Origin of the sequence: Parapedomonas caeni (genome assembly GCF_041060555.1) — a bacterium.
Lineage (GTDB): Bacteria > Pseudomonadota > Alphaproteobacteria > Sphingomonadales > Sphingomonadaceae > CAUJIW01.
Genome location: NZ_JBEUDS010000003.1, coordinates 12,840 through 27,545, shown reverse-complemented (window position 1 = coordinate 27,545; position 14,706 = coordinate 12,840). Strand labels below are relative to the sequence as shown.

Annotated in this window: 9 protein-coding genes and 1 tRNA gene; 2 read left to right on the top strand and 8 right to left on the bottom strand. The window is 63.8% G+C overall.

Annotation, left to right across the window (positions count from 1 at the left end; genetic code table 11):
- Positions 1–122 precede the first annotated feature (122 nt).
- The gene (locus ABU113_RS03230) at positions 123–2,120 is read left to right on the top strand and encodes an elongation factor G (RefSeq protein WP_454558041.1); all 1,998 of its coding nucleotides are present in this window, start codon (positions 123–125) and stop codon (positions 2,118–2,120) included.
- A 33-nt stretch (positions 2,121–2,153) separates the two neighbouring features.
- On the opposite strand, the gene ABU113_RS03225 is transcribed toward ABU113_RS03230, so the two are convergent.
- The 4 genes from ABU113_RS03225 to ABU113_RS03210 all read right to left on the bottom strand — a co-directional run bounded on the left by ABU113_RS03225 (position 2,154) and on the right by ABU113_RS03210 (position 6,158).
- Positions 2,154–2,516, bottom strand: coding sequence for a DUF6285 domain-containing protein (locus ABU113_RS03225; protein WP_454558040.1), 363 nt, complete (start codon positions 2,514–2,516; stop codon positions 2,154–2,156).
- Positions 2,517–2,531: 15 nt separating this feature from the next.
- On the bottom strand, positions 2,532–3,512 hold the full coding sequence (locus ABU113_RS03220; protein ID WP_454558039.1) for a phosphotransferase family protein: 981 nt from the start codon (positions 3,510–3,512) through the stop codon (positions 2,532–2,534).
- 32 nt (positions 3,513–3,544) lie between these two features.
- Positions 3,545–3,775, bottom strand: coding sequence for a hypothetical protein (locus tag ABU113_RS03215; RefSeq protein ID WP_454558038.1), 231 nt, complete (start codon positions 3,773–3,775; stop codon positions 3,545–3,547).
- A gap of 61 nt (positions 3,776–3,836) precedes the next feature.
- Positions 3,837–6,158, bottom strand: a complete 2,322-nt coding sequence (locus tag ABU113_RS03210; protein WP_454558037.1) for a TonB-dependent receptor — start codon at positions 6,156–6,158, stop codon at positions 3,837–3,839.
- A gap of 402 nt (positions 6,159–6,560) precedes the next feature.
- Between ABU113_RS03210 and ABU113_RS03205 the strand changes: the two genes are divergently transcribed.
- Positions 6,561–6,637 (top strand) — tRNA-Pro (locus tag ABU113_RS03205).
- A gap of 280 nt (positions 6,638–6,917) precedes the next feature.
- Here ABU113_RS03205 and prsT read toward each other — a convergent pair.
- From prsT to ABU113_RS03185, 4 genes are read right to left on the bottom strand one after another with little or no spacing between them, the layout of a single operon-like run.
- Positions 6,918–9,740, bottom strand: coding sequence for an XrtA/PEP-CTERM system TPR-repeat protein PrsT (gene prsT, locus ABU113_RS03200; RefSeq protein ID WP_454558036.1), 2,823 nt, complete (start codon positions 9,738–9,740; stop codon positions 6,918–6,920).
- 41 nt (positions 9,741–9,781) lie between these two features.
- The gene (gene prsR, locus ABU113_RS03195; RefSeq protein ID WP_454558035.1) at positions 9,782–11,137 is read right to left on the bottom strand and encodes a PEP-CTERM-box response regulator transcription factor; all 1,356 of its coding nucleotides are present in this window, start codon (positions 11,135–11,137) and stop codon (positions 9,782–9,784) included.
- Between the two features lie 16 nt (positions 11,138–11,153).
- Entirely contained in the window at positions 11,154–13,232 is a 2,079-nt protein-coding gene (prsK, locus tag ABU113_RS03190) for an XrtA/PEP-CTERM system histidine kinase PrsK (RefSeq protein ID WP_454558034.1), read from the bottom strand.
- 31 nt (positions 13,233–13,263) lie between these two features.
- Positions 13,264–14,652, bottom strand: a complete 1,389-nt coding sequence (locus tag ABU113_RS03185; protein WP_454558033.1) for a TIGR03013 family XrtA/PEP-CTERM system glycosyltransferase — start codon at positions 14,650–14,652, stop codon at positions 13,264–13,266.
- Between the last annotated feature and the right edge of the window lie 54 nt (positions 14,653–14,706).

Sequence of the window (14,706 nt, the reverse complement as noted above, 5' to 3'; positions counted from 1 at the left end):
GCGCCCGCCGGCCAAGCAGGCTATAGTCGCCGCGTCAGCCACTGTTTCCCCGTGGCGCCCAGAACCTCGGCAATTGAGCTAGCGTCCTTCGCGCCACGGTGCCGGCCATAGGGGAGAGCGTCATGGCATCATTCGGTCATGGGGAAGTGCGTGTCGTTGCGTTGGTGGGTCCTTACCAGTCGGGCAAGACCAGCTTGCTCGAAAGCATCCTCGCTGTCACCGGCCAGCTGACCCGACGACCCGGCACGCGGGTGTTCGGTGACACCTCCCCGGAAGCGCGCACCCGCGAGATGGGCGTCGAGCTCAACGTCGCCCACACCGAGTTCATGGGCGAACGGTATGCGTTCATCGACTGCCCCGGCTCGGTGGAGTTCCTGCAGGAAACCTTGAGCGTCCTGCCCGGCGTCGATGCCGCCATCATCGTCACCGAACCCGACGATGCCCGCATCTTCACCCTGGCACCGCTGCTCCACGCCATCGAACAGCTCCGACTGCCGCGTTTCATCGTCTTCAACAAGGTCGATAAGGCGCAGGGCTCGATCCGTGCCGCTGTCGAGGCGCTGGCCAGCGTCTCGGGCGCGCCCGTCGTGTTGCGCCACATCCCCATCCGCGAGGAAGGCCATATCACCGGCTACGTCGACCTCGCCGCCGAACAGGCCCACCTCTACCGACCCGGCCAGCCATCCGAGATCATCCCCCTGCCCGAGGTATTGCGCGAACGGGTGCTCTCCGACCGGATGGCGATGCTGGAACAGCTCGCCGACTTCGACGACCATTTGCTGGAAGAACTGCTGGACAACCTGACACCGAGCCACGACGAGGTGTTCCACGATCTGGCGCTGGACGTGCAGCAGGGCAAGATCGCGCCGGTGCTTCTGGCGGCCGCGACGCTCGACGAAGGTACCCGCCGCCTGCTCAAGGCGTTACGCCATGAACTGCCGCCACTGGAGATGTCGCAAGCACGCCTGGGCGTCACTGCCGAGGATGGACCGCTGGGTCTGGTGCTCAAGACCATTCATACGCCCCATGGCGGCAAGCTGTCCGTGACGCGCCTGCTGCGCGGCGCCCTGAAGGAGGGCGACACCCTCGATGGCCAGCGCGTCGCCGGCCTGTTCAAGGTCAACGGCCAGACACCCGAAAAGCTGGCGAGCGCCAGGGCCGGCGACCTGGTGGGGTTGGGCAAGCTGGATATGGCGGCGACCGGACAAACCCTGGGCGGCCCTGCCCTGCCGGTGCTGGCGCCATTGACACCGGTGTTCACCGTCGCCTTGTCGCTGGCCAACCGCAACGACGAGGTGAAGCTCTCCGGCGCGCTGGCCAAGCTCGCCGAGGAGGATCCGTCGCTGTCGTTCGTCCATCACGGGGAGACCGGCGAACTGCTGCTCTCAGGCCAGGGCGAGGTGCATCTGGCGGTGACGCTGGAGCGGCTGAAATCGCGCTTCGGGCTCGACGTCCGCACCCACCGGCCGCAGGTCGCCTATCGCGAGACCATCCGCAAGGGTGTCACTCACCACGCCCGTCACAAGAAGCAGTCGGGCGGTCACGGCCAGTTCGGCGACGTGACGATCGAGGTTCAGCCGCAGGTGGCGCCGACAGGCTTCAGCTTTACCGACCGCATCACCGGCGGCGCCATCCCGCGCCAGTACATTCCCAGCGTCGAGGAAGGCGTGCGGGCGGGGCTGAAGCGCGGTCCGCTGGGCTTCCCGGTGGTCGACGTGGCGGTGACGCTGACCGACGGCAAGTTCCACGCGGTGGACTCTTCCGACATGGCCTTCCAGACCGTCGGCCGGCAAGCCATCGCCGAAGCCCTGCCCCTGTGCGCGCCAGTGCTGCTGGAACCAATCCAGCTGGTGCGCATCCATGTGCCGTCGGTCTACACTGCCAAGGCCAACCAGATCATCAGCACCCGGCGCGGCCATATTCTCGGCTTTGACGTCCGGGACGGCTGGCCGGGCTGGGACACGGTGGATGCCCACATGCCGGAAGCGGAGCTGCACGACCTCATCATCGAGCTTCGCTCGCTCACCGAGGGTGCCGGCACCTATGAGGCCCGTTTCGACCACCATACCGAGCTGGTGGGCCGACTCGCCGATGCCGTGGTCGCCCACGCCGCGGCCTGACGGCCGCCGTCCCAAGACGGGAGACGAGCAGGTTCAGCGACTGGTCATCCGCAGGAAGGTGGAATATTTCGGATTGTCGACCGCCATGCGGGCGACCGTCACGGCCTTGAGCGCGTCGAGCACTCCGGGAGAACGGTCGTCCAGCGCGCCGTCGCGGATCGCCGCGCACAGCGCCTGGCGCAGCGCCTTGGCGCTGCCCTGACGACCGAGCAGTGCGCCATAGGCTTCCCGCTCGATCAGCGGCAGGTTGTGGCTCAGTTCGCGCTCGACAATGGCCAGTGCATTGGCCGCCACCTTGGCGTGAAAGGCCTTGCGCCCCTTGAGGTCGTGGGCGATCTCCTGTTCCAGGAAACGCCGCACCGCCTGGACAAGATCAACCGCGTTGGGAATGGCCATGCGTTCCGCCCTTGTTCAGATCGTACCCTTGTCGATCAGGTGCAGCAGGTCGATTTCCGTCTCCGACACCCGCCGACCGATCGCCGCACGCTCCACCGACACCACACTGCCGGAAAGGTGCTGGTGCGCCAGTTGCAGGCAGCTCAATCCCCAGCGCAGCGTGCCATAGATTTCCCAGAACCACATCGCCGGCCGGTCAATATGGCCTCCGGCCGCCTGGTAGGCCGCATACAGATCCTCCCGGTCGCCGAAGCCGCCCACCGGCAGCCGCCAGTTGCCGAACCGCCAGCTGTTGACGCACAGCCAGCCCAGATCCTCCAGCGGGTCGCCGATATGCGCCAGTTCCCAGTCGAGCACCGCGACGATGCCCTCGGCGGGCTGGACCAGGAAATTGCCGGAGCGGAAATCCCCATGGACGAGGGCAGTGCCGACCGGCGGCGGGACATGTCGCTTAAGCCACGAGAAGGCAAGTTCGAACACCGGCAGATCGACATCGAAACCGCGATACATGGCCTCCAGCCGCGCGATCTGGTCGGTGGTTGACGCGCGGGCGAGCGGCAAGTCCTTGAACAGGTCAGTCGGCAGTGCGTGCAGCCGGGCGAGAATGGAACCACATTGCTGGGCCATGACGGCACGCGCCGGCGCGAAGGTATCGTCCCGCAGATATTTTGGTGCCAGGCTTTCGCCCGCCACCCGCTGCATCAGGAACCCCTGACCCAGCCGGTCCTCCGGTTCGAGAATGCAGACCACCTCAGCCACCGGCAGACCGTGCTCCTGCACCCGCCGCTGCAACCGCGCCTGCACATATTTTGGCAAGGCCCCCTCCACCGGGCCACCACTGGGTGACCGCTGGAAGATCAGCGAACGCAACTCCTCGTTCAGGGCGACATCGACGGCGAACGTGTCCGAGGCAGCGCCAGCCGACAGCGCCGTCACGGCCGTCACCATCGCGTCGCGCCGCCAGCGCCGGCGCAGCGCCTGGGTGAGCACTGCCATGTCAACTCCCTGCAGGTCAGCCATTGCCGCCCTCAACCAACCATGCCCGGCGGCGGCATCGCCATCGTGGCGCCATTCGATCCGTCATCCCACCCCCAAGTAAAAACAATAACAAATAACATCAGCATGATAGGAAAAAACCCCATCCCGTCGAGCCGAGCCGCCGTCGTATTGCCTGCCAACAGGCGCCAACTATCCCCAAAGATGCCAGCGGGCACAAGAGCTTGCGGCGGGTGGCCGTACAACGCACAAACGACGGCCATCCGTAAGATGGCCGTCGTTTGCTATCGGGCAGGCCGGGTCGCGACCTGCATAATCACGAGGTCAGAAATTGACGCCGACAGTCAGACCGTAGGTCCGGGGATCGGGGAAATAGCCAACCGTCAAGCCGCCGAAATTGGGGCCGAAGTCGATGAAATTCTGCGGGTTGTCCTCCTTGAACAGATTACGCACCCACAACGAGACCTTGGCTTCGGCAGACCCGACCGGAATTTCGCTCAATGTCGCTCGCAGATCGACGATCGTGCGCCCTTGCGACCGGGTGTTGCTGGCGATCTGGTCGGATGCCGCCTCCGTCCGCAAGGCATAGGGATAGGTGTAGTATTTCGAGACGAAGCTCATGTCGGCGATGAGGTTGAGTTTGCCCATGTCCCCCTGCCAGGCCGTCCAGTCGGCGCTCACCGACGCGGTGTATTTCGGCGTGTGCGGGAATGCCCGGTTGTCGGAGACGTCCACCCCGCCATCGATGTAGGACAGGTACTTGGCATCGAGATAGGCGAAGGCGGCGCTGACCAGCAGGTTGTCGCTCGGCTTCATGGTCGACTCGATTTCCAGACCGCGGATGCGTGCCCGGGCGGCATTGAGCACGAAGGACTCCGCTGCATTGCGGCCGGTGAACACCGACAGCTGGATATCCTTGTGCTCATCCCAGAACGCCGCAAGGTTGAGTTGCAGACGCCCGTCGAGCAGACGCGACTTCATGCCGACTTCATAGGAGTCGACCTTTTCCGGATCATAGGGCTGCAGCAGTTCGTCAATGGAGCTGGTCTCGCCATTGAAGCCGCCCGACTTGAAGCCGCGAGCATATTTCGCGTAGACGTTCAGCCCCTTGTGCGGCTCGTAGCGCACGACGAACGATGGGGTCATCGTGTTGTACTTGGCGTCCGGCACGTCTCCCTTGGCAACATCCAGCACCGTCAGCGGCAGATATTCCGGGTCGATGGCCGAATCGGCGAGAATGGCGAAATAGCGCTCGATATCCTTCTTCTCATGGGTATAGCGCAGGCCACCGGTCAAGGTGATCTGGTCCGTCAACGAGAAATCGAACTGGCTGTAGGCGGCAAATGCCGTGGTGTCGGAGCCGTAGCGAGAATCGTAAACGGCGCCTCCGGCGAAGAACCGCTGCGGATTGCTGGTATAGGCCGAGTCATCGAAGTAGTAGAGGCCAACCACATAGTTCAGGCGACCGGCGTCGCCGGCGAGCTGCAACTCCTGACTGAAGGCGTCGTAATCGGTGAAGCGTTGCGTGAACGCCACCGGCAGCGGCGAGCCGTCCAGATCCAGATTATCCTGCCACTTCAAGTCCCGGTACGAGGTGATCGACTTCAGCACCGCGCTGCCGAGATCGGCCTCGATGGTCAGGGCATGACCCCAGGTTCTGGAGTATTCCCGATGCGGGTCGGCATCAAGGCTCGCAACTGTCTGCCGCTTGCTGTTCTCATAGAGATCAAGCGGGAAATACAGGCCGCCAAAGGGGTAGCCGGGCGAGTTGGGATCAAAGATGTCGCGCGGGTCGCCATTGCGATTGATGTGAACCAGCTGCGCATAGTCGGGCTGCTGATCATACTCACTGATATCGAACATGTAATCGACAGTCAGCCAGTCGGAGGGTTCGGCGCGCAGCTGCACGAGGCCGCTCTTGCCATCGAGGTTGCTGACCTCATCCACGGCCGGCGGCCCGGCGAGAAAGACGTTGGGCACGGTGTTGGGCACCACTTTGACGAAGCCGTCCCGCTTCTTGATCTCGCCCGATATCTTGGCGCTGAAGATGCCGAACCTGGGGAGGTCAAGCGATCCCCCGAGCTTCCACTGATCATAGTTGCCGTAGGTGGCGGTGAATGATCCGCCCAGCTCGCCGGACGGTTTCTTGGTGATCAGGTTGACGGCACCCGCCAGCGTGTTGCGACCATAGAGCGTGCCTTGCGGCCCACGCAGCACCTCGATGCGTTCCAGGTCGGCAACATCAAAGATCGAACCCTGCGCCTTGGCGATGTAGATGCCATCGAGATACAGGCCGACCGCCGGCTCCCAGGTGATGGCCGGATTGATGGTCACCGAGCCGCGAATGGAAATCTGCGAGATCGTCTTGCTGCTGGGGGCGCGTTCGATCTTGACGTTCGGCGCCAGGGACCCAAGGCGATCAATCGAACTGATATCGCGCGAGTCGATGAACTCGCCGGTCACCGCCGAGATCGCGATCGGCACTTCCTGCACATTCTCCGCCCGCTTCTGGGCCGTGACGACAATCTCCTCAAGACCGACACTGGCTGTCTGCGCCACCGCGGCCGGCACAACCAGAGCCAGTGCGGACGCTCCTGCCACCAGCATGGAGAGCAGGCGGACCCGACGCACAGCCGCGGACGTCATTGAAGATGCCATTGATATTCCTCCCACGTTGATTTTACGCCTTGCCACAGCGAATTGCGCGGGAACATAGGATCAATGCGAAGAACTGTCCATCATTTTTACGCATATCGATAAATAATGGTGCAATGCAGGGATTCATGCGCATTCCACTCCGGCGCCTTGCACGAGAATGCCCGGCGGCGGCACCAATTCTGACGCGACATCAAAAGCTTAACCATGCCCGCTCGGGCGGCTGCAGCGCATAGCGACCGTTGACCGGTCGCATCGCGTGCGCGCAAGCGGCGGCGACGGCGATTCGTGACAGAGACCAACAGGATGAGCCGCCGACGCGGCATGATTTGGGAGCGAACGCGGCAGGGGGCTTGCACAATGCCCCCCATCTCCTTAGAAGGCCTGCGTGGTCGGAGCGTAGCGCAGCCTGGTAGCGCATCAGACTGGGGGTCTGGGGGTCGTGGGTTCGAATCCCGCCGCTCCGACCAGTAACACCCCCCGAAATTCCAGACAGCAGCATCAAAGGCGGCAGCACCACGGACGTTGCCGGACGCGTCTTGCGCCATGCAAGACGCCTATATGGCGCCGCCCCGCGCACACCGCAGTGTTCGGGGCGCTTCCGGATGCCGTGGCGGTTCCGTCGCCCGACAGTAAAGGCCCGACAGCAAACCGGGCCCGGATCCGGCCGCCAAAGGCAGCGCGGAACCAGACCCGGCATCATGCCGGACAGTGGCCGTCCGGCATGCTGGGTAGTTGCCGTCCGCGGGATCAGCGGCCCGTGGTCTTGATCGCCTGCAGCACCGAGCGCGCCTGTACAATGCTATCGAAGTTCTTGTATTTGTTCAGGATAGCTTCCAGTTCGCGGGCGGCGTCGCGCGGGCGGCCATTCGCCCGGTATGCAAGCGCGAGATGATAGCGGACGTTGGGATCGTTGGGCATTTTCTCGGCCGCCTTCTGCAACAGCAGCAGGCCGCGTTTCACGTCGCCACCCTTTGTCACCAGCATATAGCCGAGGGTATCGGCGATCTCCGGTGAATCCGGCGCCAGCCGGGCGGCGGCCTCGGCGGTCGGAATCGCGCGCTTGTCACCCATCTCGCCGTAGATCCAGGCGATGTTGTTCTGCACCAGTGCGTTCTTGCTGGCCGCCGGTCCCATCGCCGTATATTGCGCCAGCGCTTCCTTGTATTGCTTGTTGCGCATGTGGATGTCGGAGATGGCGATCCGGGCGCCCAGATCCTTCGGTTGCCGCTTCAGCCAGTCCTGCAGCACCGCGATGCCCTTGGCCGGCTGCCCCATGTTGACATAGGCCTGCGACAGGTTGATCGCCACCAGCTTGTTGAAGCCCCTGGCGCGGGCCGCCTCGTAAGACTGCGCCGCTTTCGCCCACTGCTTGGCGGACATGTAGAGGTTGCCCAGGGTCGCGTCGGCGACGTTCTTCTTGGGATACTCCTTCTTCAGCTGGTTGGCGTAGCCCACAGCTTTGTCGAAGTTGCCGGCCCGCGCCTCCAGCGCCATCAGGTCAAGCAGCACCTGGCTGGTGTCCTGACCCTTGATCGACAGCGCCGACACATAGGCCCGGCGCGCGGCATCGGTCCGGTTGTCGGAGGACAGGGCGCGGGCATAGAGCACGCGCGCGCCCACCGAATCCGGCATCAGCCGGGTCAGGCGCTCGAAGGTTCCGGCGGCGGCCGTGTACTGCTTGGCGGCAGCCTGGGCACGCCCCACCACGTCGACCGCGCGCGGGTCGGAGCTGAAGTCACGATCCAGTGCCGAGGCCTCGGTCAACGCCGACTTGGTGTCACCGGTCTCCATGTAGGCCTGCACCAGCTGGGCGCGCGGTCCCATGGTCTGGGGAGCGGCGGCCACCGCTTTGCGCAGCCAGTCGACCTTCTCCTTCCTCTTGCCCTGCATGCCGGAGAGATTGGCCAGCGCCACCAGCGTCTTGACGTTGTTGGAGTCCGCCTCCAGCGCCCGCTGCAACTCGCGCTTGGCCTCCTCATACTTGCCCTGCGCCGCCAGCAGCTGAGCCAGATTGCGCCGTGCCTCGTGATAGCTTGGCTTCTTCTGGATGGCGGTGCGGAAGTTGGCTTCCGCCTCCTTGTACTTGCTCTGCCCGAGGTAGGCGGCGCCGCGCATGTTGTAGCCGATGGCGAGATCCGGATAGGTCTTCACCAGCCGTTCGGCGGCGGCGAGGCCCTTCTTGAAATCGCCTGAGCGCATGTTCACCAGTGCCGACATCATCAGCGCCTGAAGTGACTTGGGATCTTCCTTGAGAACGGCGTCAAGATCGCGGGAGGCAGACATGGTGTCGCCCTGGGCCACGCGCGTCATCGCCAGCTGGGTACGCAGCAAAGCCTGGTCCGGTTCGGCGGCGACGGCCTGCTGCAGGAATTTCTCCGACTCGTCGAAGTCCCCTTTGCGGGCATGAGCCGAGGCCACCAGTGCCAGCAACCGGGAATCCTTGGCACCTCTGTCGAGCAGCGGCCTGAGCGCCTTCAGCGCGCCATCGGGGTCGCCGTTGCGCAGCAGGGTGGCACCATAGAGACGCCGGGCCAGATCATGCCCGGGTGCAACTTCCAGCAGCTTCGACAGGAACGTCTGTGCCTGCTGCAAATTGTTGGTCTCATAGGCGATGACGCCCTGCAGCAGCATCGCCGGCGGATAATTGTTGAGCAGCCCCTTGGTGCGGCCCATCAGCGCCAGGGCTTCCTGGAACTTGCGGGCACGGGTCTGCATCACCGCCTGGAGATAGAATGACAGCGGATGATCCGGCACCAGCGCCTGCACCCGCTTGAGGTCATCCATCGCCTCCTTGTCACGCCGCAGGTCGGTATAGGTCGCGGCACGCTCCAGCAGCGCCTCAAGACTGCGCGGGTCGATCTGCAAGGCCTGGCTGAACAGCGGCAGCGCCTTTTCCAGCCCCTGGGTCGCGCGAACGATGTCGCCCTTCATCACCAGCGCCTTGACGTTGCGCGGGTCAAGCTGCAACGCACGATCGACGTTCAGTTCGGCGTTCGCCCGGTCACGGTTGGCGCCATAGTAGCGCGACAGGTCGAGCTTGGTCTGGACGTTGCGCGGATTGAGCTGGTCTGACTTGGTCAGCTCCTCCCGGGCCTTGTCCATTTGCCGCAAGCCGAGGTAGGCCAGGCCGCGCACACGGGCGGCCTCGGCGGCATGGGTGGCAGGCACGGTGCCAGCGCGGGTTTCCTCCAGCGCGTCATTGAAGCGGCGCTGCAACACCATGGCCTCGGCCATCAGGTGACGGGTATTGTCCTTGGACACACCGGCACGGCGGGCGGCTTCCACTTCCGTCTGGGCGGCGATGCCCTGCTGCATGCGCAGATAAACCTGCGCCTGCAGCACGCGCGCCTGGGCGTTCTTCGGGTTGGCCCTGAGCGCGTTCTTCAGCTCGATCATCGCGGCTCGATAATCGCCTCGATTGTAATGGGTCTGCGCCTTGGACAGGGCGCCGGCGGCCGAGGTCGACGCATCCGCCCGGGCGGGCGACGCCAGCGGGATGGTGACGGCGGTCGCCGTGACCGCGACGGCGGCCAGCAGGCTGTTGCGGGTGACGATCTTGAGGCGCGACATGAGGAACTCTCCGTTCAGCGCGTTGAAGGCAAAGGGCATGGTCAAACCTTTATGCTATACTGGCGCAGCAGGTCGTAAAAGGTCGGCCGGCTGATCCCCAGCAGTTTGGCAGCGTTCGTGATATTGCCGTCGGCGCGTGCAAGAGCCTGACGAATGGCGCGTCGATCGGCTTCCTCCCGCACCTGTTTGAGGTTGAGCATTTCGGTGTCGGCATCCTTGTCGTCGAGATCAAGATCGGCTGCGGATAACCGATTGCCCTCCGACATGATGACGGCACGCTTCAGACGGTTTTCCAGTTCGCGCACGTTGCCGGGCCATTTCCAGCTGTTAAGCGCGGCAAGAGCGTCCGGCGTGAACCCCTTGTGCGAGCGACCCAGTTCACGATTGAAGCGATTGAGAAAGTGGTGCGCCAGCAGCGTCGCGTCACCATCGCGCTCGGCGAGTGACGGGATGGTGACGACGATTTCCGCAAGCCGATAATAAAGATCCTCGCGGAACCGCTCCTCGGCGATCATCTGCGTCAGGTTGCGATGGGTGGCACAGACGATGCGGACATCCACATCAATGGGCTTGCGCCCCCCGATGCGCTCGATCACCCGTTCCTGAATGAAGCGAAGCAACTTCACCTGCAATGGCAGAGGTATGTCGCCGACTTCGTCAAGGAACAGAGTCCCCTTCTGAGCCAGCTCGATCTTGCCCTCGGTGGTCTTGATGGCGCCGGTGAAGGCGCCCTTCTCGTAGCCGAACAGCTCGGCTTCAAGCAGGTTCTCGGGAATGGCCGCGCAGTTGATGGCGATGAACGGTCCCTTGGCCCTGCGGCTGGCCTGATGCAGGCCGCGCGCCAGCAGCTCCTTGCCGGTACCGGAGGCCCCCAGCAGCATGACCGACACGTCGGTGCCGGCCACCCGCTCCACCATCTGGCAGACCTTGAGCATATTGGGCGACGCGGTGATGATGCCGCCCGGCAAGCTGCTGGGCACGCTCTCCGTCAGCCGGCGGTTCTCGTCCTCCAGCGCCTTCACGTGGAAGGCCCGTTTGACGATCAGGCCCAGCTCGTCGAAATCCACCGGCTTCTGGTAAAAGTCATACGCGCCCAGCGCGATGGCCTTGAGCGCGCTTTCCCGAGCCCCGTGACCGGACGCGACGATCACTTTGGTGTCGGGCTTGAGACGCAGAATCTCCTGCAGCGTGGCGAAGCCCTCGCTGGTACCGTCGGGATCCGGCGGCAGCCCCAGATCAAGGGTCGCGACCTTCGGCTCCTCGGCGCGCAACAACTCGATCGCTGTCGCCCGGTCGCCGGCGATCAGCACCTCATACCCCTCGTAGGACCACTTGAGCTGGCGCTGAAGTCCCGGGTCGTCCTCGACCACCAGCAGCTTCGGCTTCCCCTCAGCCATGCGATTACTCATCCCCTCAAGCCAATGGCAAATAAACTGAAAACACCGTTCCCTCGCCAACCCGGCTCGTCACATCGAGCCTGCCGGCATAGCCCTTGACGATTTCGCGCGCCTCGAAGGCGCCGATGCCGAAGCCGCCGGCCTTGGTGGAGCGGAACGGCTTGAACAGGTCGTTGCGGACAAACTCCTCCGACATGCCGCACCCCTGGTCGATGACATCCACCCGCGCCAACTCGCCGACGCGGCTCAGGCGGACCTCGATCGGCGCATCCGCGGCGGAAGCGTCGATCGCATTCTGGACCAGATGAGTAAAAACCTGCTCCAAACGCCCCTCCTCCCCGCGCACGGCAACCTCGTCACCGTCGCAATGAAGTCTTAACATGCCGTGACTCAACGCTTTTTGGTCGACCACCGACTGCAGCAGCACCGACAGCTCAACGGTTTCAGCCTCCTTCCTGCCGGTATTGTGCTGCTGCAGGCGCGCCAGCAGGTCATTCATCTTGCCGACCGAATCACGAATTGTCAGCACCATATCCTTTTGAAACTCGGGATTATCGGCGTGCCGTTCAGCATTCCGGGCGACCAGCGACAACTGGCTCACCAGGTTCTTGATGTCGTGCATGATGAAGGCGAAGCGACGATTGAATTCCTCGAACTGCCGCGCCTCGATCAGCGCCGCCTGGCTGGTTTGTTCCGCGATGTAGCTCGCCACCTGGCGCCCGGTGGTGCGCAGCAGATCGAAATCCTCCCAGTTGAGGGACTGCGGCGCCCGCGATCGCTCAATCACCAGGAAACCTGCCAGCGCGTCGCGATGGATAAGCGGAATGCCAAGCCAGGCCCGGTCATCCTCGCTGGCCCACGCCGGCGTACGCAGATCATCATAGTCGCCCCGACCATCACGAAGTTCGTCGAAGTCGATGATGCGCTGGCGGATGTTCAGGAAGCGGACCAGCGCGCCGCTCCCTGGTTCCTGTCCCGACATCGCAGTCCGGAAGTTCCAGCGCGCCGCCATGGTGAAAACGCCATCGTCATCGGGCAGCCACAGCGCGCCACCGGGGGAATCGACGATGTCGCACACCGCCTGGATGGCTCGGCTCTCCAACGTCTCGCCGCTCTGACGCGGCCCGGACAGGGTGGCGATGAACCGCAGCCACTCGTCGCGGTAGTCATACTTGTAGGCGAAGAAGTGCTTGCTGATCTTCACGCGTGCCCAGGCGCGGAACCGGCCGGAAACAAGGACGACGACGGCCAGCATGATGGTGCCGAACAGGAAGGTGACCTGCAGCAGGCGTCCCCAGTCTCCCCCCACCAGCTTGAGGCCATAGGCCGCCACCGACATGGCGATCAGGTAGACACCCACCGCGATCAGCGACAGGGACTGGAACACCACCTGCCGCGACAGCTGCATCTCCAGCTTCCACAAGCGGTTGCGCCGGGCGGACAGGGCGATCAGCGGCACCACCAGGGCATCGACCAGGCCGCGGGCGTTGAACAGATCCCAGCTGATACGCCCCGACAGGGCCGCCAGGGTGTAGAGGTTGATGTCATAAATGAAGAAGGCACCAAGACCGATGCAGATCAGGCGCACGCTCCAGCGGTGGATCGGCAACGCGTTGACGTACACATTGTGCACCAGCACAACACCACCGATCGCGCACACCAGCCGGCTGACCAGGAACATGTAGGCGATGTTCGATTCGTCACGCAGCGGCGTCACCGCCAGTTCCAGCCAGTCCACGACATCCAGCAGCAACTGGGCGGCAAAGACGAAGCCGAGACCGATGGCGATGATGAACGACGACGACACATGGCTCGATGACCGCCACGACTTGGTGAGCAACGAGACCAGAAAGATGATCCAGGTCGCCGTGCGCAAGGTCTCCATGGGCGACACAAGCGCGATGTAGGGGTCACCGAACCGCACCGCGAACACGAACGACAGTGCCCAGGCGGCCGTCGTCAGCGAGGCGAGCACCAGCCAGAGGCTGGATCCCGTCTGTTCCCGCTGGCGCAACAGGAAGAGCGCGAAGACCAGGAAAGCCAGACTGGCCAGCCCGTGGGCGACCAGCCCGACGTCGGACATCAGCAGTGTCATCGATCAGCGCCCCCCAGGCACCCCCGAACAGCTAGCGTACGCCGTCCTGCCACAAGACGACGCGCACGGTCTGGATCAGGATCAAGAGATCAAGAAAAATCGAGTAATTCTTGATGTAGTAGAGATCGTACTCAAGCTTGTGCCGGGAGTCCTCCTCCGAGGCTCCGTAGGGGTAGTTTAGCTGCGCCCAGCCCGTGATGCCGGGCTTCACGATATGCCGTTCGGCATAGAACGGAATCGACCGTGAAAGCTCATCAACGAAAAACGGCCGCTCCGGCCGCGGGCCGACAAAGCTCATGTCGCCCCGGAATACATTGAAAATCTGAGGTATTTCATCGATCCGGGTTGAACGGATGATGCGCCCCACCGTGGTCACCCGCGGGTCGGCCTTCTGTGCCCACTGCGGCGTGCCGTCCTTCTCGGCGTCATTGCGCATGCTGCGGAACTTGAGCACCTGGAAGGTCGAGCCGAACTGCCCCACCCGCTCCTGACGGTAAAACACCGGGCCGGGACTGGTGAGCTTGATCAGGAGCGCGGTCACCATCAGGATCGGCGCTGTCAGCAACAGCAGCAGCGAGCTGGCGGTGATGTCAAACACCCTCTTGAGGATCAGCGAACCGCGATAGCTGGCACGAAAGCCGTCGGAGAACACCAGCCAGCTCGGGTTCAGCGTATCAAGATCGACCCGCCCGGTCTCGCGCTCCATGAACGTCGAGAAGTCGTAGACGCCGGTGCCGTGCAACCGCGCATTGAGCAGTTCGGCCACGGGCAGGGATCCGCGCCGCTCCTGGATCGCCACCACGATTTCGTCGACATCGTGGCGGTCTGCATAGTCCGAAAGCGAGGCGATATCCTCCCGGGGAACCGAGCGCTCGATATCGCCCTCCGCCGGCGCCATGCGCACAAAGGCATGAATGGCGAAACTGGCGTTGGCGGCCCCGGCAAGCTCGCGCAACCGTTCCGCCCGCCGGCCGGCCCCCAGCACCAGCACCCGGCGCTTGAAGCGGTGCCAGCCGACCAGCCGGCTGAACACCCAGCGCAGCGACAGGATCGACAGGAAGGAGAGAAGTGCCGCGTAGACGAACACCGACCGCCAGGTGGTAACGTCAGGATACAGGAAGAAGATCACCGTCAGGGCGACGAAGGCGAACACCAGCGCCACCGTCAGCCGCAACGCCGACATCCGGACGGAGCGATAGCACTTGGACTGGTACAGGCCAACCGCCAGCATCGCCAGATAGGTGATAACGGCATAGGTCAGTGCTTCCGGCAACAGCCCCGCCAGCGGCCCCGGATCGAGCGCCAGCTGGAGCAGCCGCCCATGCCAGGCCAACAGGATGGCGGCCAGCAGCGCGACGAACTCCAGGAGTCCAAGCGCCAGCAAAGGCGTTGGCACATAGTGCTTGAATACACGAACCATGCGCTGGACGACCCCCTCTTCGTCCGTCCTGCTCGAATCGAACAATCACCGGCT

Excerpts from the sequence above, each read along its gene's own strand:
- ABU113_RS03220 (WP_454558039.1), bottom strand. The coding sequence starts at position 3,512 with ATGGCAGTGCTCACCCAGGCGCTGCGCCGGCGCTGGCGGCGCGACGCG.
- ABU113_RS03215 (WP_454558038.1), bottom strand. The coding sequence starts at position 3,775 with ATGGCCGTCGTTTGTGCGTTGTACGGCCACCCGCCGCAAGCTCTTGTG.
- prsR (WP_454558035.1), bottom strand. The coding sequence starts at position 11,137 with ATGGCTGAGGGGAAGCCGAAGCTGCTGGTGGTCGAGGACGACCCGGGA.
- ABU113_RS03225 (WP_454558040.1), bottom strand. The coding sequence starts at position 2,516 with ATGGCCATTCCCAACGCGGTTGATCTTGTCCAGGCGGTGCGGCGTTTC.
- ABU113_RS03230 (WP_454558041.1), top strand. The coding sequence starts at position 123 with ATGGCATCATTCGGTCATGGGGAAGTGCGTGTCGTTGCGTTGGTGGGT.
- prsK (WP_454558034.1), bottom strand. The coding sequence starts at position 13,232 with ATGACACTGCTGATGTCCGACGTCGGGCTGGTCGCCCACGGGCTGGCC.
- ABU113_RS03210 (WP_454558037.1), bottom strand. The coding sequence starts at position 6,158 with ATGACGTCCGCGGCTGTGCGTCGGGTCCGCCTGCTCTCCATGCTGGTG.
- ABU113_RS03185 (WP_454558033.1), bottom strand. The coding sequence starts at position 14,652 with ATGGTTCGTGTATTCAAGCACTATGTGCCAACGCCTTTGCTGGCGCTT.
- prsT (WP_454558036.1), bottom strand. The coding sequence starts at position 9,740 with ATGTCGCGCCTCAAGATCGTCACCCGCAACAGCCTGCTGGCCGCCGTC.